At 67.6% G+C, this 25184-nt stretch carries 26 protein-coding genes; 14 read left to right on the plus strand and 12 right to left on the minus strand.

Annotation, left to right across the window (positions count from 1 at the left end; genetic code table 11):
• Positions 1-17 precede the first annotated feature (17 nt).
• The 4 genes from EO141_RS01920 (at position 18) to recO (ending at position 2907) form a co-directional block, all read left to right on the plus strand.
• Positions 18-395, plus strand: a complete 378-nt coding sequence (locus EO141_RS01920) for a DUF4845 domain-containing protein (RefSeq protein ID WP_104585853.1) — start codon at positions 18-20, stop codon at positions 393-395.
• Positions 385-1065 carry a ribonuclease III gene (gene rnc, locus EO141_RS01925; RefSeq protein ID WP_127168405.1) on the plus strand — a complete coding sequence of 227 codons (681 nt, stop codon included), beginning with the start codon at positions 385-387 and terminating at the stop codon, positions 1063-1065. Before EO141_RS01920 ends, rnc begins: the two co-directional genes overlap by 11 nt.
• A complete protein-coding gene (era, locus tag EO141_RS01930; RefSeq protein ID WP_104585851.1) occupies positions 1062-1961 on the plus strand; it encodes a GTPase Era in 900 nt (299 codons plus the stop codon). The genes rnc and era overlap by 4 nt, the downstream gene beginning before the upstream one ends.
• 223 nt (positions 1962-2184) lie before the next feature.
• Positions 2185-2907 (plus strand): DNA repair protein RecO, encoded by a 723-nt coding sequence (recO, locus tag EO141_RS01935; RefSeq protein WP_104585849.1) that lies wholly within the window; start codon positions 2185-2187, stop codon positions 2905-2907.
• A 151-nt stretch (positions 2908-3058) separates the two neighbouring features.
• Here the strand turns inward: recO and EO141_RS01940 are convergent, their stop codons facing one another.
• Entirely contained in the window at positions 3059-3781 is a 723-nt protein-coding gene (locus EO141_RS01940; RefSeq protein ID WP_104585847.1) for a response regulator, read from the minus strand.
• A 157-nt stretch (positions 3782-3938) separates the two neighbouring features.
• Here EO141_RS01940 and rlmD point away from each other — a divergent pair, with 157 nt between their 5' ends.
• From rlmD to EO141_RS01990, 10 genes are all read left to right on the plus strand, one after another.
• Positions 3939-5273 carry a 23S rRNA (uracil(1939)-C(5))-methyltransferase RlmD gene (rlmD, locus tag EO141_RS01945; protein WP_127168406.1) on the plus strand — a complete coding sequence of 445 codons (1335 nt, stop codon included), beginning with the start codon at positions 3939-3941 and terminating at the stop codon, positions 5271-5273.
• Positions 5274-5346: 73 nt separating this feature from the next.
• Positions 5347-5844, plus strand: a complete 498-nt coding sequence (locus tag EO141_RS01950) for a CYTH domain-containing protein (RefSeq protein ID WP_127168407.1) — start codon at positions 5347-5349, stop codon at positions 5842-5844.
• Between the two features lie 149 nt (positions 5845-5993).
• Positions 5994-6677, plus strand: a complete 684-nt coding sequence (locus EO141_RS01955; protein ID WP_119132397.1) for a DsbA family oxidoreductase — start codon at positions 5994-5996, stop codon at positions 6675-6677.
• 41 nt (positions 6678-6718) lie between these two features.
• Entirely contained in the window at positions 6719-7723 is a 1005-nt protein-coding gene (locus EO141_RS01960) for an FAD-dependent oxidoreductase (RefSeq protein WP_241236611.1), read from the plus strand.
• Positions 7724-7727: 4 nt separating this feature from the next.
• Entirely contained in the window at positions 7728-9293 is a 1566-nt protein-coding gene (locus EO141_RS01965) for a cryptochrome/photolyase family protein (RefSeq protein ID WP_164739021.1), read from the plus strand.
• A gap of 139 nt (positions 9294-9432) precedes the next feature.
• A complete protein-coding gene (gene nagZ / locus EO141_RS01970) occupies positions 9433-10437 on the plus strand; it encodes a beta-N-acetylhexosaminidase (RefSeq protein WP_119132395.1) in 1005 nt (334 codons plus the stop codon).
• On the plus strand, positions 10437-10991 hold the full coding sequence (locus tag EO141_RS01975; RefSeq protein ID WP_016903731.1) for a hypoxanthine-guanine phosphoribosyltransferase: 555 nt from the start codon (positions 10437-10439) through the stop codon (positions 10989-10991). The genes nagZ and EO141_RS01975 overlap by 1 nt, the downstream gene beginning before the upstream one ends.
• An 86-nt stretch (positions 10992-11077) precedes the next feature.
• Positions 11078-11830, plus strand: coding sequence for an S-methyl-5'-thioinosine phosphorylase (locus EO141_RS01980; RefSeq protein ID WP_127168409.1), 753 nt, complete (start codon positions 11078-11080; stop codon positions 11828-11830).
• Positions 11831-11917: 87 nt separating this feature from the next.
• Entirely contained in the window at positions 11918-12124 is a 207-nt protein-coding gene (locus tag EO141_RS01985) for a cold-shock protein (RefSeq protein ID WP_003488188.1), read from the plus strand.
• A 94-nt stretch (positions 12125-12218) separates the two neighbouring features.
• Positions 12219-13484 (plus strand): NAD(P)/FAD-dependent oxidoreductase, encoded by a 1266-nt coding sequence (locus EO141_RS01990; RefSeq protein ID WP_127168410.1) that lies wholly within the window; start codon positions 12219-12221, stop codon positions 13482-13484.
• A 32-nt stretch (positions 13485-13516) separates the two neighbouring features.
• On the opposite strand, the gene pdeM is transcribed toward EO141_RS01990, so the two are convergent.
• From pdeM to EO141_RS02050, 11 genes are all read right to left on the minus strand, one after another.
• The gene (gene pdeM / locus EO141_RS01995) at positions 13517-14161 is read right to left on the minus strand and encodes a ligase-associated DNA damage response endonuclease PdeM (protein ID WP_119132393.1); all 645 of its coding nucleotides are present in this window, start codon (positions 14159-14161) and stop codon (positions 13517-13519) included.
• Positions 14151-16643 (minus strand): ligase-associated DNA damage response DEXH box helicase, encoded by a 2493-nt coding sequence (locus EO141_RS02000; protein WP_127168411.1) that lies wholly within the window; start codon positions 16641-16643, stop codon positions 14151-14153. The genes pdeM and EO141_RS02000 overlap by 11 nt, the downstream gene beginning before the upstream one ends.
• Entirely contained in the window at positions 16640-18244 is a 1605-nt protein-coding gene (locus tag EO141_RS02005; protein WP_127168412.1) for an ATP-dependent DNA ligase, read from the minus strand. Before EO141_RS02005 ends, EO141_RS02000 begins: the two co-directional genes overlap by 4 nt.
• Complete coding sequence (locus EO141_RS02010; protein WP_127168413.1) at positions 18241-18474, minus strand: hypothetical protein; 234 nt, start codon at positions 18472-18474, stop codon at positions 18241-18243. The genes EO141_RS02005 and EO141_RS02010 overlap by 4 nt, the downstream gene beginning before the upstream one ends.
• Positions 18471-19481, minus strand: a complete 1011-nt coding sequence (locus tag EO141_RS02015) for a ligase-associated DNA damage response exonuclease (RefSeq protein WP_127168414.1) — start codon at positions 19479-19481, stop codon at positions 18471-18473. Before EO141_RS02015 ends, EO141_RS02010 begins: the two co-directional genes overlap by 4 nt.
• A gap of 332 nt (positions 19482-19813) precedes the next feature.
• Positions 19814-20179 carry a hypothetical protein gene (locus EO141_RS02020; protein WP_127168415.1) on the minus strand — a complete coding sequence of 122 codons (366 nt, stop codon included), beginning with the start codon at positions 20177-20179 and terminating at the stop codon, positions 19814-19816.
• Positions 20176-20733: a polymer-forming cytoskeletal protein gene (locus EO141_RS02025; protein ID WP_127168416.1), complete on the minus strand. Its 558-nt coding sequence runs from the start codon at positions 20731-20733 to the stop codon at positions 20176-20178. Before EO141_RS02025 ends, EO141_RS02020 begins: the two co-directional genes overlap by 4 nt.
• A 96-nt stretch (positions 20734-20829) precedes the next feature.
• Positions 20830-22539: a diguanylate cyclase gene (locus EO141_RS02030; protein WP_127168417.1), complete on the minus strand. Its 1710-nt coding sequence runs from the start codon at positions 22537-22539 to the stop codon at positions 20830-20832.
• Between the two features lie 116 nt (positions 22540-22655).
• Positions 22656-22982 carry a hypothetical protein gene (locus EO141_RS02035; protein WP_104585817.1) on the minus strand — a complete coding sequence of 109 codons (327 nt, stop codon included), beginning with the start codon at positions 22980-22982 and terminating at the stop codon, positions 22656-22658.
• A 233-nt stretch (positions 22983-23215) separates the two neighbouring features.
• Positions 23216-23557, minus strand: a complete 342-nt coding sequence (locus tag EO141_RS02045) for a hypothetical protein (RefSeq protein ID WP_104585815.1) — start codon at positions 23555-23557, stop codon at positions 23216-23218.
• A gap of 122 nt (positions 23558-23679) precedes the next feature.
• Positions 23680-24855: an acetyl-CoA C-acyltransferase gene (locus EO141_RS02050; protein WP_104650539.1), complete on the minus strand. Its 1176-nt coding sequence runs from the start codon at positions 24853-24855 to the stop codon at positions 23680-23682.
• Positions 24856-25184: the final 329 nt, after the last annotated feature.

A 25184-nucleotide genomic window follows, 5' to 3' on the forward strand; every position in this document is an offset into this window, starting at 1 on the left:
CGTGCCGGGGAAGCACAATGAAGCGCAAGCAAAGCGGTATGACGTTGACGTCGTTCGTGGTGGTGCTGGCGGTGGTGGGCTTTGCCCTGTACATCGGGATGAAGCTGTTTCCGATGTACCAGGAATACTATTCCGTGCGCACGGCCATGAAGAGCCTGGCCAAGGAGCCCGATAGCGCCAACATGGACCCGTCCAAGTTGCAGGACCTGTTCTTTCGTCGGCTGTACATCAACTACTCGGAAAACGTCAAGAAGGAAGACGTCAAGTTCGAGCGCGTTGATGGCGGCTGGCGCATGAAGGTCAACTATGAAGTCCGCCGCGAATTGATCGGCAATCTTGATGTCGTCGGCAAGTTCGAGACGTCCCAGGACATGACGGGACGTGGTGGCGAATAGGACATTCCAGCGTTGCGATCCGATCGGGCATGCGTTCGCCGATCCGGGTCTGCTCGCCCAGGCGCTGCGGCATCGCAGCGCCGGTACTCCGCATAACGAACGACTGGAATTCCTTGGCGACGGCATCGTCAATCTGCTGATCGCCGAGGCGCTGTATCAGCGCTGGCCCAAGGCCGACGAAGGCGCATTGACCCGCGCGCGCGCTGAACTCGTGCGCGAAGGGGCGCTGGCGGTGATCGGCCGCGCCCTCAACCTGGGCGAGCGGCTGACGCTGGGCCCGGGCGAGCTGAAGTCCGGCGGCCATCGACGCGATTCGATCCTGGCCGATGCGGTCGAGGCGATCGTGGCGGCGATCTATCTGGACTGCGGCTTCGAACGCTGCCGCGCGGTGGTGCTGCCCTGGTTCGAGCCCTCGCTGGCGGCGCTGCCGGTGGGCAAGGCGGAAAAAGACCCCAAGACCCGGCTGCAGGAATGGCTGCAGGCGCGGCAGCTGCCGCTGCCCAATTACGCGCTGATCAGCGAAAGCGGCGACGAACATGCCAAGCAGTTCCATGTCGCCTGCATCCTGGAGCAGCCCGTCGCCCGCGCCGAAGGCCAGGGCACCTCGCGTCGCCTCGCCGAGCAACAGGCGGCCACCCTCGTCATCGCACAACTGGATTCGAACACGTGAGCGCAACCTCTTCCCCCCACCGTAGCGGCAGCGTTGCGGTGATCGGCCGGCCCAACGTCGGCAAGTCCACCCTGACCAACGCCCTGGTCGGCGCGAAGGTCAGCATCGTGTCCAACCGGCCGCAGACCACGCGCCATCGGTTGCTGGGCATTGCCACCTTCCCCGAAGGGCAACTGGTGCTGGTCGACACGCCCGGGCTGCATCGCGAGCAGAAGCGCGCGATGAACCGGGTGATGAACCGCGCCGCGCGCGGCTCGCTGGAAGGCGTGGACGCGGCGGTGCTGGTGATCGAAGCCGGTCGCTGGGACGACGAGGACACCCTGGCCTTCAAGGTCCTGAGCGACGCCGAGGTACCGGTGGTGCTGGTGGTCAACAAGGTCGACCGGCTCAAGGACAAGACCGCGCTGTTCCCGTTCCTGGCCCAGGTCAGCGAGGGGCGGACGTTCGCGGCGGTGCATCCGGTGTCGGCGCTCAAGCGCAAGGGCCTGGAGGCGCTGGTCGGCGACCTGCTCAAGCTGGTGCCGGAAGCCGACGCGATGTTCGGCGAGGACGAGATCACCGACCGCAGTCAGCGCTTCCTGGCCGGGGAGCTGGTGCGCGAGCAATTGATGCGTCAGCTCGGCGAAGAACTGCCGTATGCCACCACCGTGGAGATCGAACGCTTTGCCGAAGATGGCGCGCTGCTGCGCATCGGCGCGGTGATCTGGGTCGAGCGCGAAGGCCAGAAGGCGATCGTGATCGGCAAGGGCGGTACCCGCCTGAAGGACATCGGCGGCAAGGCGCGGCTGCAGATGGAGCGGCTATTCGGTGCAAAAGTGTTTCTGGAAACCTGGGTGCGCGTGCGCGAAGGCTGGTCGGACGACGAAGCGGCATTGAAGGCGTTCGGATACGAATGAAGCCGGGACCTGGGACCAAGGACCCGGGACCCGAGAGCAGCGCCGGATCGGCCGTCGCAAGGCGGGGTGGGCCGGTGCTGCGCAGCCAGCCATGTGCTGGTCACGCCGCACGCGAGGCTGGCGAATGCGATGACGCGCTCCTTCGGCGGCATGTGGATCGAATGCCTGCCCTGGCATTTCCCGGGCCCCGGTTCTCCGGACGTCGCTCAGGGCTCTGCAGCGCATGCTGATCGAACACGAACGCGGGTTCGTCCTGCATGTGCGTGCCTGGCGCGAGACCAGCCTGCTGGTGGAAGTGCTGAGCGAGCAGCATGGGCGGGTCGGGCTGTTGGCGCGCGGGGTGCAAGGCCCGCGCAAGCAGGCCCTGCGGGCCGCGCTGCAGCCATTGCAGCTGATCCAGTTCACCGCGGTGCAACGCGGCGAACTGGCGCAGTTGCGTCAGGCCGAGGCGCTGGATACCGCCCCCCGCCTGGCGGGCGAATCCATGTTGGCCGGTTTCTATATCAGCGAGCTGCTGCTGCGCCTGGCGCCGCGCAACGATCCGGTGCCGGAATTGTTCGATTGCTATGCGCAAGCGCGGGCGCACCTGGCCTCTGGCCTGCCGCTGGCCTGGGGCCTGCGCCAGTTCGAGCGCGATGTGCTCGATGGCCTGGGCTTTGCGTTCGATCTGCAGCACGACCGCGACGGCCAGGCGATCGACCCGGCGGCGCGTTACCGGCTCGATCCACAGGAAGGCGCCTTGCGCGTATTGAGCGAGGCGATGGCGCAGGATCGGCGCGACACCGTGACCGGCGCGGCGCTGCTGGCCTTGGGCCAGGACGTCATGCCCGCGGCCGACGACATGCCGGGCCTGCGTCGCAGCATGCGTGGCGTGCTGCTGCATCATCTGAGCGGACGCGGGCTGAAATCCTGGGAAATGCTCGAGGATCTGGCGCGGCGGCGTTGAGGGGCGCAAGGCTGCTCGACCAGGCCTGGCGAGCAGTGCGCGGACGCGCGGCAGGGTCCAGGTGGACCCGCCGCGCACGCATGATGCTCGGTGTCGCGCGTCCCGACTGCCGACGCTGCGCCGCGTCCAAGAGCATCGGCGCCGTCATCCTTCAGTGCAGCAGCGCAGCCACCGCCGCGTGGAACTGCGTCTGTGCCGTGCTGGAATGCGGGTCGCCGCGCAGCAGGCGCACTGCGCCGGCAAGCCGCGCCGCGCCGACAAATCCGCAGCTGGCCTGCAGCCGATGCAGATGGCTGCGCAGCGCCTGATCGTCGCTGACCTGCAGGGCCGAATCCACCGCATCGCGGGTGCCTGGCAACTCGGCCAGGAACAACTCGCGCAGCGCGTTGAGATGGTGTTGCTGGCCGTTGAGCGCGCTGAGCGCGGCCGCTTCGTCCCAATCGCTGGCAGCGATGTCGACCACACCCACCGGTGCCATGCTGTAGCGGCCGCGCGCCAGTCCGCGACGGACCGCCTGCAGCAGGCGCTCGGAGGTCAGCGGCTTGACCAGCATTTCCAGGAACCCATCGGACTGCAGGCTGCGTTGCATCGCCAGATTGGTGTCCGCGGTGTGGGCCAGTGCGGGCACGTCAGGGTGCAGCAGGCGCAGTGCCCGCAACAGGCCGCTGCCGGTGCCATCGGGAAGATTGACGTCGATCAGCCACAGGTCGTGGCGACGTGCGCGCGCGCGGTCCAGTGCCGACGACAAGGAGTCTGCGCAGTCCACATGGGCGGGAAGACCGTCCAGCACCGCCTGCAGAAAGCCACGGCTGATCGGGTCGTCCTCTACCAGCAAGAGTCGTGGTTGGGGTTCCTGGCGTGTTGCCATGTTCATGCTGCCTCCTTGTCAGCGATGCCGCGTCCTAGCAGCCGCGTGCAGCGGAAGTGTGCCTGTGTTTGCGGGGCGCGACAATTGTTCTGCGGCGCGAGGCGGCCGCGATCGATCGCATCTGCGACAATACGCACCCTTTTTGCCCGCAGCTCGTCGCCACGTGGCCAGAACCCGAAACCGCTTCGACCGTACGCCGTTCCAGACCGCGATCACCGACCTCAGCCACGACGGGCGCGGTGTGGCCCGCCGCGACGGCGAGGGCGGCAAAGTCACCTTCATCAGTGGCGCCTTGCCGGGTGAGCTGGTGCGTGCCGAACCCACCGCGCGCAGCCGGCATTTCGACGAGGCCAGGACGGTGGAGGTGCTGGAGGCATCGCCGCAGCGGGTGACCCCGCGCTGCCCGCATTTCGGCGTCTGCGCCGGCTGCGTCCTGCAGCATCTGGAAGAGTCGCAGCAGATCGTGGCCAAGCAGCGCGTGTTGCTGGACAACCTGGAGCGCATCGGCCACGTCACGCCGCAGGCGGTGTTGCCGGCCCTGGTCGGCGATAACTGGGGCTACCGGCGCAAGGGCCGCTTTTCGGTCCGTCGCGTCGAGAAGAAGGACAAGACCCTGGTGGGGTTTCGCGAGCTGGATCCGCGTTTCGTGGCCGATCTGTCGGTCTGTTACACGGTGATCCCGCAGATCGGCGAGAAGATCCCGCAGCTGGCGGCGCTGGTCGAAGGCCTGGACGGCAAGCGCGACATCCCGCAGATCGAATTCATTGCCGGCGACGAGGCGGTGGCATTGACCATCCGCCACATGCAGCCGCTCAGCGAGCGCGATCTGCAGGCGCTGACGGCGTTCGCGCAGGCGCAGGGCTTTGCGATCTTCCTGCAGCCGGGCGGCGTGGATAGCGTGCATCCGCTGTGGCCGCAGCAGGTGCCGCTGTCGTTCCGCTTGCCGCAGTGGGATGTGGAGCTGGCGTTCCGGCCGCTGGATTTCATCCAGGTCAACGCCTCGCTCAACCAGAAGATGATCGCGCACGCACTGGCGCTGCTCGATGCCAGGCCCGACGACCGCGTGCTGGACCTGTTCTGCGGGCTGGGCAATTTCACCCTGCCGCTGGCGCGCGGCGTGCGCGAAGTGGTCGGCGTGGAGGGCGATGCCGGGCTGGTGGCGCGCGCCCGGGACAACGCGCAGCGCAATGGGCTGGCCAATGCGCAGTTCCATGCGGCCGATCTGACCCAGGACCAGCGCAATGCTGCGTGGATGCGGCAGGGCTTCGACAAGCTGCTGCTGGACCCGCCGCGCTCGGGCGCGCTGGAAGTGCTGCAGCAGTTGCCGCTGAAAACGTTCGAGCGCATCGTCTATGTAAGCTGTCACCCCGGCTCGCTGGCGCGCGACGCCGGCTACCTGGTCAACGAGCAGGGCTTCACGCTTAAGGCCGCCGGCGCGATGGACATGTTTCCGCATACCGCGCATGTGGAGAGCATTGCGGTGTTTGAACGGCGGTGAATCGGGAATAGTGAATCGGGAATCGTAGGTGCGGTTCGCCGTATGCTGTTGCGATTCCCGATTCCCGATTCCCATGCCCATCGAAATCGAACGCAAATTCCTGGTGACCGGCGATGGCTGGCGCGCTGCCGCGCATGCGGTGATCCCGATGGCACAGGGCTATATCAACGACCAGGCCGCCTTGCGCAGTGGTGCGCAAAACGCGTCGGTGCGGGTGCGTATCCAGGGCGAGAGCGCGTTTCTCAATCTGAAATCGCGCGAGGTGGGGCACACGCGGCAGGAGTTCGAGTATCCGATTCCGGTGGTCGAGGCACGCGCGCTGCTGGCGCTGTGCGTCGGCGGTTTGATCGACAAGCGCCGGCATCTGGTCCAGTACCAGGGGCAGGTGTGGGAAGTGGACGAATTCCTTGGCGACAATGCCGGGCTGGTGGTGGCCGAGATCGAACTGGAACATGCCGACCAGGCCTTCGCCAGGCCTGCGTGGGTCGGCGCGGAAGTCACCGACGACGTGCGTTACTACAACCTGGCGCTGGCCTCGCATCCGTTCAAGAACTGGAGCGGGGATGTGTGATTCGGGATTCGGGATTGGGCATTCGGGATTCGTAACAGCTAACGCGATGCGTCGGACTTGGGCTGATTGCGTTGCGACTCCCCAATCCCTGCCTTGGTATTGGGTTTATGCTTTGCGCATCCCCAATGACGCATCTCCAATCCCCGCCCATGCGCATCGATATCTGGTCTGACGTGGTCTGTCCCTGGTGCTGGATCGGCAAGCGCCGTTTCGAGCAGGCGGTGGCCGCGCTTGGTGCGCAGGCGCCGGCGTTGGACATCCATTACCACGCGTTCCAGCTCGATCCCGAGGCCGGCCTGGAGCCGACGCCGCTGCGTGATGCGCTGGCGCAAAAGTTCGGCGGTGCCGCGCGCGTGGAGCAGATGCTGGCGCAGACCCAGGCCACCGCGCGCGCCGAAGGCCTGCCGTTCGACTTCGGGCGCGGGCAGGTGCAGGTCAGTACACTGCGCGCGCATCGGCTGATCTGGCTGGCCAGCCGCGAGGGCGATGTCGAGGCCGTGATCGAAGCGCTGTTCCATGCGTATTTTGCCGAAGGCCAAAACGTCGGCGCGACCGAAACGCTGGTGGCCGCCGGCGCCGCCGGCGGCCTGGACGAGGCGCGCGTGCGCGCGCTGCTGGACTCCGACGAAGGCGTCGTTGCCGTCCAGGCGCAACTGGCGCAAGCCGCTGCGCTGGGAATCCGTGCGGTGCCCAGTTTCGTCATCGACGGACGCAGCCTGATCCAGGGCGCGCAGCCGCCGGAGAGCTTCGCGCAGGCGTTGTTGCAGCTGGCGGCCGAATCGACGCCGATCGGTGGTCCCGATGCCTGCGGGCCGGACGGCTGCGCGGTATGAACGGCCGGCGGCGCGATGCGACTGCCTGCAGCTGAGAGATGATGCCCACCCGCTCGAAGACGGTTGCGGTGATCGGTGCCGGGTTGGCTGGGCTTGCCTGCGCGCAACGGCTGCAGGCGGCGGGTTTGGCGGTGACGCTGTTCGAGCAGGACACTCTGCCCGGCGGACGCATGCGCAGCTGTGGCGGCGATGGCTGGCAGTGCGATCACGGCGCGCAGTATTTCACCGCACGCGCCCCGGCGTTTGCCGCCCTGGTGGATGCGTGGATCGCGCGCGGCGCCGCGGCGGCCTGGCCTGCGCGCGTCGCCAGTTGGGATGGCACCGCCCTGCGTGCGTCGCACAGCGGGTTGACGCGCTTTGTCGGGGTGCCGGACATGGCCGCACCGGCGCGTGCGCTTGCGGCCGACCTCGATGTTCGGTTGGGCACCTGCGTGCGGTCACTGCAGCGCAATGGCGACGCCTGGCAGCTGGAGCTGGCGGAGGACGCGACGACACGCGCCTTCGATACCGTGCTGCTGGCGGTTCCGGCGCCGCGTGCGGCTGCCTTGCTGGCTGACCTCGCCCCCACGCTGGCGACGCTTGCTGCCACTGCACGGATGCAGCCGGCCTGGGCGGTGGTGCTGCGTTTCGACCTGGCGGTCGATCCCGGCTACGACGCCTTGTTCGTCAACGCTGGCCCGGTGCGCTGGGTGGCACGCAACTCCAGCAAGCCGGGGAGGGCGGGCGTGGAAACCTGGCTGCTGCATGCCACTGCCGATTGGAGTCAGGCGCATCTGGACGCAACGCCTGAGGCCGTGATCGCCAGCCTGTTGCCGGCGCTGGCCGCGCTCGGCCTGCCACCACCGCAGTCCTGCGATGCATACCGCTGGACGGTGGCCAGCACCGAGCCTGCGCTGCAGATCGGCTGTGCCTGGGAGGCGCGGCCGGGCATCGGCATCTGCGGCGACTGGCTGGCCGGCGGCAAGGTCGAGGGGGCCTGGCAAAGCGGTGTGGCGTTGGCAGCGCGGGTGTGCGCCGGCGACGCCGCGGGCAGCGGTCAGGATTGATGTGGTGGCAGGCACAGCTGGCCACACCCCGCAGGCCGCCGCGCACACAGTGCGCCTGATCCTGGGCGATCAACTCAATCGGCAACACAGCTGGTTCGATGCGATCGATGCGGGTGTGGTCTACGTGCTGATGGAAGTGCGCGAGGAAACCGACTACGTGCTGCACCACGCGCAGAAGATCCTGGCGATCTTCGCGGCGATGCGCGCGTTCGCCGCGCGCCTGCGGCAGGCCGGTCATCGGGTGCGTTACGTGGCCATCGACAACCCCAGCAATCGGCATGCGATCCCCGCCAATCTGGACGCGCTGATGGCGCATTACCGCGCCAGCCGGCTGGAGTACCAGGCGCCGGACGAATGGCGGCTGGATCAGGCATTGCAGCACTGGTGCGCGCGCCAGCCGTTCGCCACGCGCATGGTCGGCAGCGAGCATTTCCTGACCGAACGCGATGAGGTCGCCGGCTGTTTTCGCGCCGGTAGCCCATGGCGCATGGAAGTGTTCTACCGAAAGATGCGCCGTCGCCACCGGATCCTGCTCGATGCCGCGGGCGAGCCGGAAGGCGGGCGCTGGAATTTCGATCACGACAACCGTGCGCCATGGCCGGGCGATCCGCCCGCGCCGCAGGAGTGGCGCGCAGCGCACGATCACCGCGCGCTGTGGAGCGCTATCGAGGCAGCCGGCGTCCGCAGCTTCGGCGCACCGAACGCCGACGCGCTGCCGTGGCCGCTGGACCGCGACGAAGCCTTGCAGCACCTGGATGCCTTCGTCACGCATGCGTTGCCGCACTTCGGTCGCTACGAAGATGCGATGAGCACGCGCAGCCCGCGGCTGTTTCATTCGCTGCTGTCGTTCGCGCTCAACGTCAAGCTGCTGCATCCGCGCGAGGTGATCGCGCGCGCGGAGGCGGCGTTGCACGACGGGCATGCGCCGCTGGCATCGGTGGAGGGCTTCATCCGCCAGATCCTGGGCTGGCGCGAATACGTACGCGGCGTGTACTGGTCGCAGATGCCCGCCTATGCGCGGTCCAACCAGCTCGACCAGCATGCACCGCTACCGCACTGGTTCTGGGACGGGCAGATCGGCATGCGCTGCCTGGCCGATGCGATCGGCAATTCGCTGGCCAACGCGCACGCGCACCATATCCAGCGGCTGATGGTGATCGGCAATTTCGCGCTGCTGGCGGGGCTGGAGCCGCAGGCGCTGCATCGCTGGTACCTGGGGGTCTATGTCGATGCGTTCGAATGGGTGGAACTGCCCAATACGGTCGGCATGAGCCAGTTCGCCGATGGCGGCCTGCTCGGCAGCAAGCCGTACATCAGCGGCGCGGCCTATATCGACCGCATGAGCGATTACTGCGGCGGCTGCCGTTACCAGCGCAAGGCGCGGGTTGGCGCGCAGGCCTGCCCGTACAACGCCCTGTACTGGGATTTCCTGGCGCGGCAGCGCACGCTGCTGGGTGCCAACGAGCGCCTGGCGCTGCCGTACCGGCAGCTCGATGCCATGGCACCGGAGGTGCTGGACCAGGTGCAGGCGCAGGCCGCGCACTGGCGAGCGAATCTGGAGGTGCTCTGAGGCACGGCCGGCGGGCCGCGGCGGGGCCCAGACGGCAGCAAACGCGCGCCTGCCTGAATGCGCGATCTGACGCTGCAACGCGCATCTGCGACAATGCCGCGCTGCGCCAACCTGGCGCCTGGCCCGGGAGTCCCCCAACATGCTTCTGATCGGCGTTGCCGGTACCGAACTCAGCGCACAGGAACGCGACTGGCTGCAGCACGACGCGGTCGCCGGCGTAGTGCTGTTCACGCGCAACTTCGCCTCGCGCACGCAGGTGGCCGAGCTGTCTGCGTCCATCCGCGCGGCCGCACCGCGCCCGGTGCTGATCTGCGTGGACCAGGAAGGCGGGCGCATACAGCGCTTTCGCGACGGCTACAGCGCGCTGGCGCCGCTGCAGAGCTTCGGCGTGCAGTACGCGCAGGGCCCCGAGGCCGCGCTCGCCGCTGCGCGCGCGCATGCGCAGCTGATGGCCAGCGAGGTGCGTGCCAGCGGCGTGGACCTGAGCTTCGCGCCGGTGGTGGATCTGGGCCGTGGCAACCGCGCCATCGGCGACCGTGCCTTCAGCGACGACCCGCAGGTCGTGGCCAGCTTCACCCGCGCCTATGTGCAGGCGCTGCACGGCGCCGGCATGGCCGCCACGCTCAAGCATTTCCCCGGCCACGGCACCGTGCTGGAAGACACCCACGTCGACCATGCCAGCGACCCTCGGCCGCTGGAGGTCCTGCTGGCCGAGGATCTGGTGCCGTTCGTGGCCGGCATCGAGGCCGGCGCCGATGCGGTGATGATGGCGCACGTGGTCTACCCGCAGATCGCCCCGGAACCGGCCGGCTATTCGCAGCGCTGGATCGAGCAGATCCTGCGCGGGCAACTGGGCTTCCGTGGCGTGGTGTTCTCCGACGACATCGGCATGGCCGCCTCGTTCAGCGCCGGCGGCGTGGCGGGCCGGGTGCATGCGCATCTGGATGCCGGCTGCGACGTGGTGCTGGTCTGCCACCCGGAACTGGTCGATGAATCGCTGCAGGCCGTGGCCGGCCGCAGCCTCAACACCGCAGCATTGATCGGCCTGATCGGCCGCGGCGCGCTGGGCTGGGATGGCCTGCTCGCCGGCTCCGACGCCGCATTCACCACTCCCCTTTCCGCCTCTTTCGGAACAACTGCCTGATGTCCACGCTCACCATTTCCCAGGCCCTGGCCCAAGCCGACCTGCTGGTCGACCGCCCCGCCATCGATGCGGCCGTTGCCAGCATCGCCGACGCGATTGCGCGCGACTATGCCGGCGAAGTGCCGGTGTATCTCACCATCATGCACGGCGCGCTGCCGTTCTCCGGCCAGCTGGCGCTGGAGCTGGGCGCACGCGGCCAGGACCTGCAGTTCGATTACCTGCACGCCACCCGGTATCGCGGCGAAACCACCGGCGGCGAGCTGGTGTGGAAGCACCGTCCGGCCACTGCGCTGTTCGGCCGCCGGGTGATCCTGGTCGACGACATCCTTGATGAGGGCTACACGCTGCAGGGCGTGCGCCAATGGTGCTTGGAGCAGGGCGCCACCGACGTGCGCGTGGCGGTGCTGACCGTCAAGCGTCACGACCGTTGCGTGCCTGGCGTGGCCGCCGATTATGTCGGCGTGGAAGTGGCCGACCGTTACGTGTTCGGTTTCGGCATGGACGTCAACGAGCAGCTGCGCGGCATTCCCGCCATCTACGCGATGAAGCAGTAACTGCCGCAGCGTGCCCGCATTGCCGCGGGCAGCCCGGCGCGCACGCGTGCGCGCACCGTCATGTCTTTTTGTAGCAGAGGTTGCTTGTGTCACCCAATTCCATCGCATTGGCCGTCATCGGCGGCACTGGCGTCTACAAGCTCGCCCAGCTGGACGAGGTGCAGACGCACGCTATCGAAACGCCGTATGGCGCGCCCTCCGGCCCGATCCGCGTCGGCATGTTGCTGGGCCACCGCGTGGCGTTCCTGGCGCGCCATGGCGAAGGCCATTCGCTGCCGCCGCACAAGGTCAATTACCGCGCAAACATCGCTGCGCTGCAGCAAATCGGCGCTGCGCGCGTGCTGGCGCTCAACACCGTCGGCGGCATCACCGAGCAGTTCGGTCCGCGCGTGCTGGCCTGCCCGGATCAGCTGATCGATTACACCTGGGGCCGCGTGTCCACCTTCTGCGAAGAGCCGGGCAGCGAGGTGCAGCACGTGGATTTCGGTCATCCGTATTCGCCGATGTTCCGCAGCAAGGTCATCGCCGCGGCCAAGGTGACCGGCGTCACGATGGTTGCCGGCGGATGCTACGGAGCCACCCAGGGACCGCGGCTGGAAACGATTGCAGAGATCGCCCGCATGCGTCGCGACGGCTGCGATCTGGTCGGCATGACCGGCATGCCCGAAGCCGGTCTTGCACGCGAAAAAGGCCTGGAATATGCGTGTTTGGCGATCGTGGCCAACTGGGCGGCCGGCTGCGGCGACGCGCAGGAAATCACCATGGCAGAGGTGTTGGCCAACGTCGATGCCGCCTCGTCCGGATTGCCGGAGCTGATTGGCGAACTTGCACGCGGGTGATTGTCATCGGGGCATAAGCTTTGCATACTCGGCGCGTACGCATTGCCGTACACCACCCATTAATTATTGCAAAGGTCTCGCATCACCATGCCGAACGGTACCGTCAAGTGGTTCAACGACGCCAAGGGATTTGGCTTCATCTCACCGGAGGACGGCAGCGCCGATGTCTTCGCGCACTTCTCCGCGATCAACTCCAAGGGCTTCCGCAGCCTGCAGGAAGGCCAGCGCGTCAGTTATGACGTGACCCAGGGCCCCAAGGGTGCCCAGGCTTCGAACATCACGCCGGTCGAGTGATGTGACTCGATTGTGCGGTTGAAGAACCCCGCCACGGCGGGGTTTTTTTTGCATCGGTCCATGCGGGGTCGGTGAGCTTCAAAGAGCGAAGGACATGCAGCGAACAATGCGGATTGCGGTAGTGGGCTATGGCACGGCGGGGCAGGCACTGGCCGCGCTGCTGGGCGCCGACGGGCATCGACTGGACGTGTTCGAACGCGCTGCCGCGCCCGGGCCGGTGGGCGCAGGGTTCCTGCTGCAGCCCAGCGGCCTGCAGGTGCTGTGGACGATGGGATTGCTGCCGCAGGCGCTTGCGCATGGCGCGCCGGTGCGCCGGCTGTATGGCGAAACGCCGTGCGGACGCGCGGTGATGGACATGCAGTATCGCGACCTGGATGCGCGGCTGATGGGCCTGGGGATGCAGCGCGGCGCCTTGTTCACGCTGTTGCGCGAGGCCTGGCCGGAGCACGCGCAACTGCATGTGGATACGCAGATCACCGCCATCGATCACGACGGCGTGCGCGTGCAGGACCAGCGTGGGCACTGGCATGGCCGCTACGATCTGATCATCGCCGCCGATGGTTCCGCATCGGCCTTGCGCGCGCAGGTGCAGGGCACGCGGCTGGATCGGGTGTATCCGTGGGGGGCGTTGTGGTGTCTGCTGCCGCGCGAGGACTGGCCGTTTGTCGACGAGTTGCGCCAGCGCTATATCGGCGCGCGCAAGATGATCGGCCTGCTGCCGGTGGGCACGCGCCCGGGCGACGACACCCCGCGGCTGAGTTTTTTCTGGAGCCTGCCGTGCAGCGATTTTTCCGCATGGGAACAGCGCGGCATTGCCGCATGGCGCGAGGAGATCGCGCAGATGTGGCCGCAGGCGCATGCGCGTCTGGACAGTGTGCAGGTGCATGGCGCACTGGCGCGTGCCAGTTACCGCGACGCGGTGGTCAAACGCTGGCATCGCGGCCGTTTCGTGCTGGCCGGCGATGCTGCGCATGCGATGAGTCCGCAGCTGGGGCAGGGCGTCAACATGGCGCTGCTGGACGCATTGGCGCTGCGCGATGCCTTGCGGGCCGGTGCCGATCTGGATGCGGCCTTGCAGCGCTACCAGCGCGAGCGCCAGGCGCATGTGGCGATCTACCACCGCTGGAGCCGTTGGCTGACGCCGTTGTTCCAGTCCGAACGCGATCTGTGGGCGCACGGGCGCGACCTGCTGCTGCACCCGATGGGGCGCGTGCCCGGCGGGCGCGGACACATGTTGCGCGTGCTCAGCGGCACCCAGCACGGCTGGTTCGGCAAACTGGCATTGGCGCCGGAGTTCGTGGAGGCCTTGTCGCAACCGTTGCCGCGTGTGGCCGTCGACAAGACCGAAGCGGCCGCATAGAGGCCGTCGCGGCCCACGCACGGCCGCGCCCGCTAGCGCACCGGCAACGCCAGCGCGTCGTCTTCCACGCAGGCAACCAGGCGTTCGCCTTCGACCAGCGTCGGCACGATGCCGGCGGTGAAATGCGAGAACGCCGGCAGGATGGTGACGCGCTCGCGCAACCAGAACGCCGGCCAGCGACGCGCCATGCCGGGCAGTGCGGCCAGCGGATGAAGATGCCCGCACAGCACGTGCCCGGTCGGATGCGGCAGCGGATCGTGGCGCAGCACGAAGGGGCCATCTTCCACCTGTTCGCCGGCCGGCTCGATATGCAGATCGGCGCCCGCCAAGGCCCGGTCGTGATTGCCGCGGATGGCGATCACGCGCAATGCGCAATGCCGCTCGCGCCATGCGCTCCAGCGGCGGTGCCAGGCTGCGCGCGGTGCGGGGCCATGCAGCAGGTCGCCGAGTATCCACAACGCGTCCACCGTGCGCTGTTCCAGCAGCGCATCCAGCCGCTCCAGATCGTGCGCGGTGCCGCCGGCCGGCATCCCGATGCCGGCGCGACGGAACACATCGGCCTTGCCCAGATGCAGGTCGGCGATCAACAAGGCGCGTTGTGCCGGCCGATACAGTGCGCGTTCGCCGAGCAGTTCCACCGTTTCGCCGGCCAGCTGCAGCTGCACGCTATCGCCCATGTTTGCGCTCCAGTTGTTCGGCAGCACGCAACACGCGGGCCTTCCAGTCTTCGGTACTGAGTTGGCCGCGCACACGTTCGGCCCATAGCGGAAACGACAACGGGGTGAGGCTGCGCGGTTTGCACAGGCGCAGGTCGCGCCGCGCGCAATCTTCCAGTGCGTGCGCAAGCCGCGCCAGCTCGAGCTGGCCTTCGAATACTTCGCGCTCGGCCTGCGCGAGCAGCAGATGATCCGGATCGAAACGCTGCAACACGTCGTACAGCAATCCGCTGGAGGCCTGCAGCTGACGCAGGCTGCGTGGTGCACGGCCGGGCAACGATGGCGACAGCAAACCGGCCACGCGCGCAATCTCGCGGAACTGGCGGCGTGCCAGCTCGCCCAGGTTGAGGCTGTCGCGCAGATCGGCAAACAGGCCCTCCGGCGACAGCAAGGCCTGCAAGACGCCCGCATCGAGGTCCACGTCCTGCGCCGGCGACAGCACAAAGCCGTAATCGTTGGCAGCAAAACTGAAGGTATTGCGCTGGCGCCGGCCCCAGCGCGCCGCCAGCAACGCGGCCAGCCCTTCGTTGACCTGGCGGCCGGCGAACGGATACACGAACACGTGCCGGCCATCGCGGGCCTTGATGCTTTCCACCAGCAGATGGTCAGGGCCGGGCAACGAGGACAGTGACGATTGCAGGCGCAGCAACGGTGCCAGCGCCTGCATCTCCGGCGCGTCGCCGGGATCGGCGAAGACCGCTTCGACCTCGCGGCCCAGGGCCGACGACAACGGCATGCGTCCGCCCATCCACTTGGGCACCACGCCGCTGCCGCCCTTGGCCACGCGCACATAGGCGGTCATGTCTTCCAGCCGCACCAGCTCCAGCAAACGGCCGGCAAACTGAAACCGGTCGCCACGGCGCAGACGGCCGACGAACTGTTCCTCCACCGCGCCCAGGCGCCCGCCGCGCAGGAACTGCACGCGCACGCTGCCGTCGCTGGTGATCGTGCCGATGGACAGGCGATGCCGCAGCGCCACGCGCCGATCGATGACGCGATACACGCCCTGTTCGTCGCGCACGACCTTGTGGAAATCCGGGTAATGCGCCAGCGCGCTGCCGCCTTGCACGATGAAGTCCAGCACCGCCTGCCAGGTGGCATGATCCAGTGCTGCAAACGCATCGGTGCCGCGCACCTGCTCGAACACTGCATCGGCCTGAAAGCCGCCACCCAGTGCCAGGGTCACGCAGTGCTGCGCCAACACATCCAGCGACAGCCGCGGCGGCGGCCGCGCTTCGATCTGGCCGTGCGCGATGGCGCGCCGCGCGGCTGCATACTCCACCAGCTCCAGCGCATGCGAGGGCACGCACATCACATGCCCGGATTCGCCCGGACGGTGGCGCGCGCGGCCGGCGCGTTGCAGCAGGCGCGCAATGCCCTTGGGGCTGCCGACCTGCAGCACCTGATCGACGGCGGGGAAATCCACGCCCAGGTCCAGGCTGGAGGTGGCGACCACGCAGCGCAGGCTGCCATCGCGCAAGCCGTGTTCGGCGGCCGCTCGCAAGGACGGGTCCAGCGAGCCGTGATGCAGCGCGAGCGTGGCCAGGTCGTCCGGCCACACCGCACTCAAGGCCTGATGCCACAACTCGGCCTGCGCGCGCGTATTGGTGAACACCAGGCTGGTGCGCTGCTGCATGATCTTCTGCAGTACGCGCGCCAGCTGCGCCAGGCCCAGATGCCCGGCCCACGGAAAGCGCTCGCCGCTGTCGGGCAGCAGTGTCTCCAGGGTCATCGCGCGGGGTTTGACGCCCGAGACCAGCGCAGCATCGGGAAGATGCGGCAGCAGCACGTCGCGTGCCTGCGCCAAATTGCCCAGCGTCGCCGACAGACCCCAGATGCGCAGCGCCGGCGCCCAGCCGCGCAGCCGCGCCAGGCACAGCTGCAGCAACACGCCGCGCTTGTTGCCGAGCAGCTCATGCCATTCGTCGACGATCACGCAGCGCAACGCCGACAACTGCGGCGCGGTGTCGGGATAGGACAACAGCAAGGCCAGCGATTCGGGCGTGGTGACCAGCACATCGAGCTTGCCGCTGCGCGCCAGCCGCTTGTCGCGCGCGCTGGCGTCGCCGGTCCGCAGGCCCACCTGCCAATCCAGCCCCAAGGCCTCCACCGGCTCGCGCAGGGCGCGTGCGGTATCGGCGGCGAGTGCGCGCAGGGGCGTGATCCACAGCACCTGCAGCGTGCGTTGCTGTTGGCGCCGCGCGGCCGGCGCCGGCTTGATCGCCGGCTTGCGTCCACGCGTGGACAAGGCTTCCAGTAGTGGCCCGCCGAAGGCGGCCAGCGTCTTGCCGCTGCCGGTGGGCGTATGCAGCAAGCCGGACTCGCCGGCGAGATAGCGCTTCCACACATCGCGTTGAAACGGCAACGGCGCCCAGCCGCGCTGCGCGAACCAGGCACGCCATTGCTGCAAGGGCGTACCGCGCGTCTGCTGCGCGGCACTCACCGTGCCAGCGCCTGCAGGCTGCTCAGGAGATCGGCTTCGCTCATCGGCTTGTCCTGCCGCCAGCGCAGGATGCGTGGGAAACGCACCGCAATGCCGGACTTGTGCCGCGCGCTGCGGTTGACCGCTTCGAACCCCAGCTCGAAGACATGATGGGCGGTGACTGCACGCACCGGGCCGAAGCGCTCGGTGGTGTTGGCGCGGATCCAGCGATCCAGCTGCAGGATCTCCTTGTCGTCCAGACCCGAGTAGGCCTTGGCGATCGGCACCAGCTGGCCCTCGTGCCATAGCCCGAAGGTGTAGTCGGTATACAGCGTGCTGCGGCGGCCGTGGCCGGCCTGCGCATACAGCAGCACCGCGTCGATGGTGAGCGGGTCGATCTTCCATTTCCACCAGTCGCCGCGGCGGCGGCCTGACTGGTAGACCGAGCTGGCGCGCTTGAGCATCAGCCCTTCCACACCGCGCTCGCGGGCATCCAGGCGCACCTGCGCCGCCGCCTGCCAATCGCCGACCTGCACCAACGGCGAGGCGACGATGCGCGGGTCGGCGAGCGTGCCCAGCACCCCTTCCAGCAACGCGCGGCGCTCCTGCAAGGGACGTTCGCGCAAGTCCTCGCCGCCGAGCTCAAGCAGATCGTAGGCCACCACCCGCGCCGGCGCCGCCGCCAAGGTCTTTGGCCCGGGCTTGAGCCGCTGGATGCGCGTCTGCAATGCGGTGAACGGCATCGGCAAGGGCTGCTCCGGTTGCCAGGCCAGCAGCTCGCCGTCGATGACGGTGCCATCGGGCAACTGCAACGCGGCCTGTTCGATTTCCGGGAAGCGGCCATCCAGGCGTTCTTCGCCACGCGACCACAGCGCCGCTTCGCCCGCGCGTCGAATCAGCTGCAGGCGGATGCCGTCCCACTTCCATTCCAGCAACCAGTCATCGACCGCGCCCAGCGTTTCGACCTCGGCTTCGAGTGGCGATGCGAGAAAGAACGGGTAGGGCTGTTGACGATCGCCGGGCAGTTCTTCGGCAGTCAGCAGGTTGGCCAGATAGGTCGGATGCGGCCGCCAGCTGCCGAGCATGCGCTGCGCGATGCGTGCGATCTCGATTCCGGACATCTCCGCCAGCGCCTGCTGCACCAGGCGCTGCGACACGCCCACGCGCAAGGCGCCGGTCAGCAGCTTGTTGAACACCAGGCGCTCGTCGAAGGCCAGGCTGCGCCACGCCTGCACGATGCAGGCCTTGCGCACCTCGACATCTCGATTGGCGATTGGCAGCAACCGCTGCTCGATCCAGTCGGCCAACGGCAGATCGGCCGCTTCGGTGATCGGGTCGTCCAGCAACAAGGCCAAGGTCTCGGCCAGGTCGCCGACATGGTCGTAGCTGTCGGCCACCAGCCAGTCGGCGATGCCGGCGGCTTCGGTGATCCATTCGCGCAATTCGCCACTGCTGGCAATGCGCATGCGCGTGCCGGCCACCTTGCCGCCGGCCAGCAGGTACAGCGCCCACGCCGCATCCAGCGGCGGTGCGCTGCTGAAGTAGGCAACCAAGGCCGCACGCTTGTCGAGCGTGCCGGTACTGCGATCCAGGGTGCGGTACAACGCGGCAAATCGCTTCACGCCGTGCCCTGCAGGTATGCGCGGTGGTCGGCAGCACGCAGCTCCAGTGCGCGGCGCGTAAATGCGCTCAGGCAGCGTGGACGCCGGTAGGACCGCGGCGGCCCGATCACCGCGGCCGGCACGGCGCGATGTAGGCGAAATGCCAATGCGTGCCGGCGGAACGCGAGGGCGCCGGTCAGTCGCAGACGTGGGCGCGCGCGCGCATAGCGGCGTGCAGGCAAGGGGTTCATTCCTCGGCTCCGAAATCGGTACGGAAGGCCTCGGCAGCGACGCCGCGCTCCAGCAGGTGCTGGATCAACGCATCGGTATTGCCGTGGGTGGCGATCACCCGCCGTGCGCCGGTGTCTTCGATGGTGCGCAGCAGGTCCGGCCAGTCGGCATGATCGGACACCACGAAGCCGCGGTCGTAATTGCGCCGACGGCGGTTGCCGCGAATGCGCATCCAGCCCGACGCAAAACCTTGTTGCGCATGCCGGAAGCGACGGATCCAGGCACTGCCGGCCGCCGATGGCGGCGCCAGCACCAGTTGCCCGGCATAGTCGGCGCCACGCGCGTGCTCGCTGACCGGTTGGGTGTCGAGCATCGGAATGTCGGCCTGGCGATACACCTCCACGCCCACGGCGATGGCGCCGTGCAGCAACGCCGGTTGCGTGTCCCAGGCGCGCAATTCGGCCAGCACGCGTTGCGCCTTGCCCAGGGCATAGCAATACAGAATGGCCGCCTCGCCACGTTCGGCGCATTCGTGGCGCCAGGCGACGATGTCGGCCGCGACATCGGCGGTATCCGGCCAGCGATACACCGGCAGCCCGAAGGTCGCTTCGGTGATGAAGGTGTCGCAGGGCACCACTTCGAACGGTTTGCAAGTGGGATCGTGCTGGCGCTTGTAGTCGCCCGATGCAACCCAGACTTCGCCATCCACCTCGATGCGCACCTGCGCCGAGCCGAGCACATGCCCGGCCGGATGCAACGACACCCGCGCACGTCCCAGGTCGAACGCTTCGCCGTCGGCATGCGTGTGATAGACCTGCTCGCCGAGGCGCCATTGCAGGATCGGCAGGCTCTCGTGCGTGCAGTGGTACTCGCCCATGCCGCTGCGTGCGTGGTCGCCGTGTCCGTGGGTGATCACCGCACGTGGCACCGGCCGCCAGGGATCGATATGGAAATCACCCTGCGGGCAATACAGGCCTTCGGGCCCGAGCACCACCAGATCACCAGATTGTTCGTTGCCGTTGCGCATGCGGCAACTCTGGCCAAGCCGGTGTGCAGATCCTGAGAATGGGAATGGCACGCATCGGTGCACCGATGCGGCAAGCGCTCGCAGACGTTGGTTGCTGATTGCGTGAGTGCGTCATCAAGGCGAATGAAGCGAATCGATCAAGCGCCTGGCGTGGCGCGGGCTGCGCCTTGAATGCAGCGGGCACCTCAATGCCTCGCCCGGTTCCTCATCGGGGCAGTCAATGGAGATCAGGAAAATAAGATTCGCAAAGCGAACCCACGCCGGCGCTGTCCAACATCCTCCTCGCCGATTCCCGATTCCCGATTCCCGATTCCCGATTCCCGCCCCAACCCCTAATGCCGCGCCCGCCGTCCAGGCGCGCGCACGGCGGTCGCCTCCACCGCCAGCGTAAAGCCGCGCTCTTCGCCACCCTGCATCGCGCCCACGTCCACGACCTGGCGCCTGATCTCCTCGCCCTTGCCGTTACGCACCACCACCACCACGGTGTATTCCCACGGATCGCCATCGGCGGGATGGCGGATGGTGCCGTCCACCTTGAGCGGCACGATCGGGGCCGGCTGTGTGTGCTGCACCGCCGCCGAGTCGAAGCGCAGGTGGTGCTTGCACGCAGGGCAGACGCTGGCGCTTTCCAGGATCGTCGCCTTGCAATGCGGGCAGCTGCGCGTGGCACCGGGCGTGCCCGGGCGGAGCGCGGTCATGTGGCGTCGCTGTCTCCGCTGACAACCGGCTTGGCTGTCCCGACCGCTTTGCCGGTGTCCTCGCCCCAGCCGAAATCGGCCTGGCCGCGCATGCGCGCACCCGAGGCCACGGTCAGGCTGCCGGCCTTGACGTCGCCGACCAGCACGCCGGAGGTCTGCAGTTCCACCTGCGCGGCCGATTCGATATTGCCCTCCAGCTCGCCGGCGATGATCACCTTGTTGGCACGGACGCCGCCGTTGAGCTTGGCGCCACGCTCGATGGTGAGATCGCCCTTGACGTTGACATCGCCCTTGAAGCGGCCAGCCAGGCGGACGTGCCCGGCGCCCTCGATCTTGCCTTCGATGCTGATGTCGGCGGCGATCAGCGACTCCTTGGCCTCGCCGTGGCGCTGCGGTGCAGGCGCTGCGGGCGCGGCACTGGGGGGCGCGGGGGCAGGGACCGGAGGCGCCGGGCTGGCCTCGGCAGTGAACAGCCGCCCATCGGCCGCGGGGACCTCAGCTGCTGAAGGAACGCCGTCTTTCTTGTTGGGACCTTGATCGCGCCACATCGACATCGGACTGCCTCGCCAGGGGATCAAAGCCGACTATCGCCGCGTGGACCGATCTTTTGTGTGACGGATTGCGCAAACCAAGGTCGATGGCGCGCGTGCTCAGTCCACTGCGGGCCTGGCCGCGCCGTGCCGCTCGACCCGGTTACGTCCGCCGCGCTTGGCCACGTACAAGGCTGCATCGGCCTTCTGGAGCAGGCTGGCTCCCAGTTCGCCATCGACCGGGAAGCTGGCCACGCCGATCGAGGCCGTCACCCGCGGCAACGCGCGCTGGCCGTCGCTGACTGCCAGCGCCGCGATATGGCCGCGAATGGCCTCGGCCACACGCGCTGCCTCGGCGCCGTCGGCCTCGGGAAGAATGACCGTGAATTCTTCGCCGCCGTAGCGGCAGGCCACGTCTTCGGCGCGCAACCGGGTCAGCAGCAACTCGCCCAGCGCCGCCAGCAGCAGATCGCCGCCGGCGTGACCCTGGCTGTCGTTGAATTGCTTGAAGTGGTCCACGTCCAGCATCAGCACCGACAACGGCAGGCCGCGGCGTGCGCAGCGCGCCAGCTCGTGGCTGAGCGATTCTTCCAGATAGCGGCGGTTGTACAGCCCGGTCAGCGGGTCGCGAATCGACTGCCGGCGCAGCGATTCGCGCAGGCGCAGGTTGCTCAGTGCCAACGACAGCTGTTCGGCGGCCGCCTCGGCGATTTCCAGCCGCGGCATCGGCCCCGGGCCCGGCGAAGACAGGAACAGGAAGCCGAGCTGGGTGCCTTGCGCAGACATCGGCAGGCATGCGGTGGTGACGGCGCTGCCGTGCTCGGGCGCGCCGATATGTGCGCATGGCGCATCCCGTGCCAGGTCTTCGATGATGTGCGGCTGACCACGGCGCAGCGCCCAGCACTCTTCAGGCAACAGATGCGGCGCGCTGTGCACCAGCGGCTCGCCCCAGTGGCTGATCGCCTCGGCGCGATCCTGCGAGGCACGCAGCAGATAGACGCTGCCGGCAACGCCCGGCAGCAGGCTGGCCAGGGTGCGGCTGGTCACCATCAGCGCCTCTTCTGCGCTGATGCAGCCCTGCAGCAGGCCGGTGTAACGGCTGAGCAGATTCAGATCGGCGGTACTGCGTTGCAGCGCCACGACGCTGTCGGCCAACTCGCGATTGGCCTGCGCCGCCTCTTTTTCGGCCTGCGAGCGATGCCGCAGCTCGCGCATCAGCAGGGCATAGACAATGCCGACCACCGCCAGCCCGAACGGGATGCCGGCCAGTGCCAGCACCAGCAACAAGGCCGCACTCTGCCGGCTGCTTTCGGCGCGTTGCGTCAATAGTTCCTGCTCGCGTTGCACCATGGTCAGCGCTTGTTCGCGGATCGCGCTGGTGGTGCGGAAGGCGGTCTGGCGGATGCCGGCACGTGCCGGCTCCAGGCCGTCCTGCGCGTACACGTCCAGGACATGCTGGATCTGCTGCAGTCGCGTTTCCACCAGTCGCCGCAAGCTGTCCAGGTGCTGTACCTGGTCGGGGTTGTCGGCAATCAGGCGACGCAGGTTGTCGAGCAGGATCGGCAGGCGCTCGACGCTGGTCTGATAGTCGAGCAGATAGGCATCGTTGCCGGTCAGCAGAAAGCCGCGCTGCGCCGATTCGGCGTCCAGCACACGCGCCTGGATCTCGTCGACCCGGCCGATCACTTCATGCGTATGCGAGACCAGTGCCGCGTCGGCCAGTGAGCGGCGGGCACCGACAAAGATGCCGACACCGATGGCGATGAAGATCAGGGCGGAAAACGCCAGCGCCAGCTGGTTGCGGCGGCGCGCAGTAAAAGAGAAGGGCATGGACGGATGCTAGCCCGCCAGACTGGACAACACGAGGTTGCCGTTGGCAGGACGCAGATGCGCCGGCGCAATCTGGCCGGCACATCTGCAAACTGTTGAGACGGTCACACGGTCGATCAGTGCTGCGGATGTTCGGCGTCGTGCTTGTCGGCGTTCTGCTCGGCCTTGTTGGCCATCTCGCGGGTCTTGTCGGCGGTGGCATCTGCGGCGTTAGCGGTTGCGCGGCTCGCATCGGCGGCCAGTTCACGTGCTGCCACGCGTGCATCGGCGGTGGCGGCCTTGGCCTGGACGGCTGCGCGATCGGCAGCCTGTTCGGTCGCAGCCGCCGCGTGCTTGGCAGCGGAGGCGGCATCGCGTTGCGCCTGTTCGGCGTCAGGGCCCTGGCAAGCGGCGAGAGTGAAAGCGGCAATGGCGCTCAACGACAGCATGCGGATCGTCTTCATGGGTGGTCCTGTTCCGGTGTTGGAAGGCGGAGCTTATGCACCCACCGATGCAGCCGGCGTCAATGCGCTGCCGGCCATTCAGCCGGTAGGCGGCATGCGCCGTCCACGCCGCGACATGGCGCGCGTTCGACGGTTTGGACAGTGACGCAACCCGCTCACGGCAAATCGCAGGCAAAGAAAAAGCCGCTGGAAACCAGCGGCTTTCTCCGAACTCGCTTGGAGCTAAGAAGTGATTACTTCTTGGCTTCTTCGGCGGTGTCCTTGGCAGCTTCGGCGGTGTCTTCAGCCGTCTTGGCAGCGTCGGCAGCCTGGTCAGCAGCAGCGTCGGTGGCGGCGCCGGAAGCAGCCTGGGCAGCGTCAGCAGCGGTGTCAGCCGAAGCAGCGGCAGTGTTGGCAGCAGCCTGAGCGGCGTCAGCCGACTGCGAGCCCGAGGCAGAAGCCTGGTCAGCAGCGGTCTGAGCGTCGGCAGCGGCTTCGTTAGCCGAAGCAGCAGCGTCCTGAGCCTGTTCCGGCTTCGAGCAAGCGGTCAGGGCCAGGCCCAGAGCCATTGCGATCAGCAGCTTGTTAATGGTCATTGTTTCAATCCTCGTCGTTAGATTAGGCAACGCGCTATTGCGCGCCCCCGACATGATGACGGTCCAAAGACCAGTGTCAAGCGTACGCGCATTCAGTTTTGCAAAATCGCCGTTAAAAACAATTAAATCAATTCGATAGCGATGGCAGTCGCCTCGCCGCCGCCGATGCACAAGGTCGCGATTCCGCGCTTGCCACCGCGCGTGCGCAACGCATTCACCAATGTCACCACCAAGCGGGCGCCGGATGCGCCTATCGGGTGCCCCAATGCGCAGGCACCGCCGTTGACGTTGACCTTGTCGTGCGAAATGCCCAGCTCGGCGATCGGCGTCATCGCCACCACCGCGAATGCTTCGTTGATTTCGAACAGATCCACCTCGTCCAGTTGCCAGCCGATCTTGCCGATCAAGGTCTGGATCGCAGCGACCGGGGCGGTGGTGAACCACTCAGGTTCCTGCGAGTGGGTGACATGCCCCACGATGCGTGCCAATGGCGCGATGCCACGCCGTTGCGCCTCGTCTGCGCGCATCAGCACGGTGATCGCCGCGCCATCGGAGATGCTCGACGAACTGGCGGCGGTGACACTGCCGTCCTTCTTGAAGGCCGGCTTCAGGGTCGGAATCTTGGCGATGTCGGATTTGCCGGGTTGCTCGTCGCTGTCGACGACCACCTCGCCCTTGCGCGTGGCCACCGTGACCGGAACGATTTCATCGGCAAACGCGCCGCTGCGCTGCGCCGCCTGCGCGCGTTCGACCGAGGCGATCGCAAACGCATCCTGATCGGCACGGCTGAAACCGAACTTCTCGGCGGTGGCCTCGCCGAACACGCCCATCGCCTGGCCGTCGTAGGGATTGGTCAGGCCGTCCCAGGCCATGTGGTCGACCGCCTGGAAGTTGCCGTAGCGGTTGCCGGTGCGCGAGTTGGGCAGCAGATGCGGCGCGTTGCTCATGGACTCCATGCCGCCGGCGACCACGATGCTGGCCGAACCGGCCTTGATCAGGTCGTGGCCGAACATGATCGCCTTCATGCCCGAGCCGCACACCTTGTTGATGGTGGTGGCGCCGGTCGAGGTGGGGATGCCTGCGGCAATCGCCGCCTGCCGTGCCGGCGCCTGGCCCAGGTTGGCCGGCAGGACGCAGCCGACAATGACTTCTGAAATGTCGGCCGGCGCGACGCCGGACTGCGCCAGCGCGCCTTCGATCGCCGCGGCGGCGAGTGTCGGCGCCGGCACACCGTTGAATTGACCAAGGAACGAGCCGATGGCAGTGCGTTTGGCAGCAACGATGACGATGTCGGACATGAGGAGATACCGTTGAAAGTGAAACGATTATCTGCCTCACGCCCGGTTCGCGCCAGCACGTGCCGATGCGGCGCCATGCGCTACGCACTCAGCTGCGACAGGGGTGTGAGGATGCAGTATAAAGACGGCGTTCGGGCCCGGGACTGGGCCCTATCCATGGAATGGGTTCGGGGAGAACATCCAAATGCAGAAGAGAGACGTCGCCAGGACTGTCCTGGCCTCGGCGTTGGCCGTGGCATTGACCGCGTGTGGCGGCGGTGGCGGGGGCGGTGGTATCCGGCCGAGCACGCCGACGGCACCGCCACCGACCTCGCCACCACCCCCGCCGC

It is taken from the genome of Xanthomonas sp. BRIP62415, from assembly GCF_003993515.1.
Lineage (GTDB): Bacteria > Pseudomonadota > Gammaproteobacteria > Xanthomonadales > Xanthomonadaceae > Xanthomonas > Xanthomonas euroxanthea.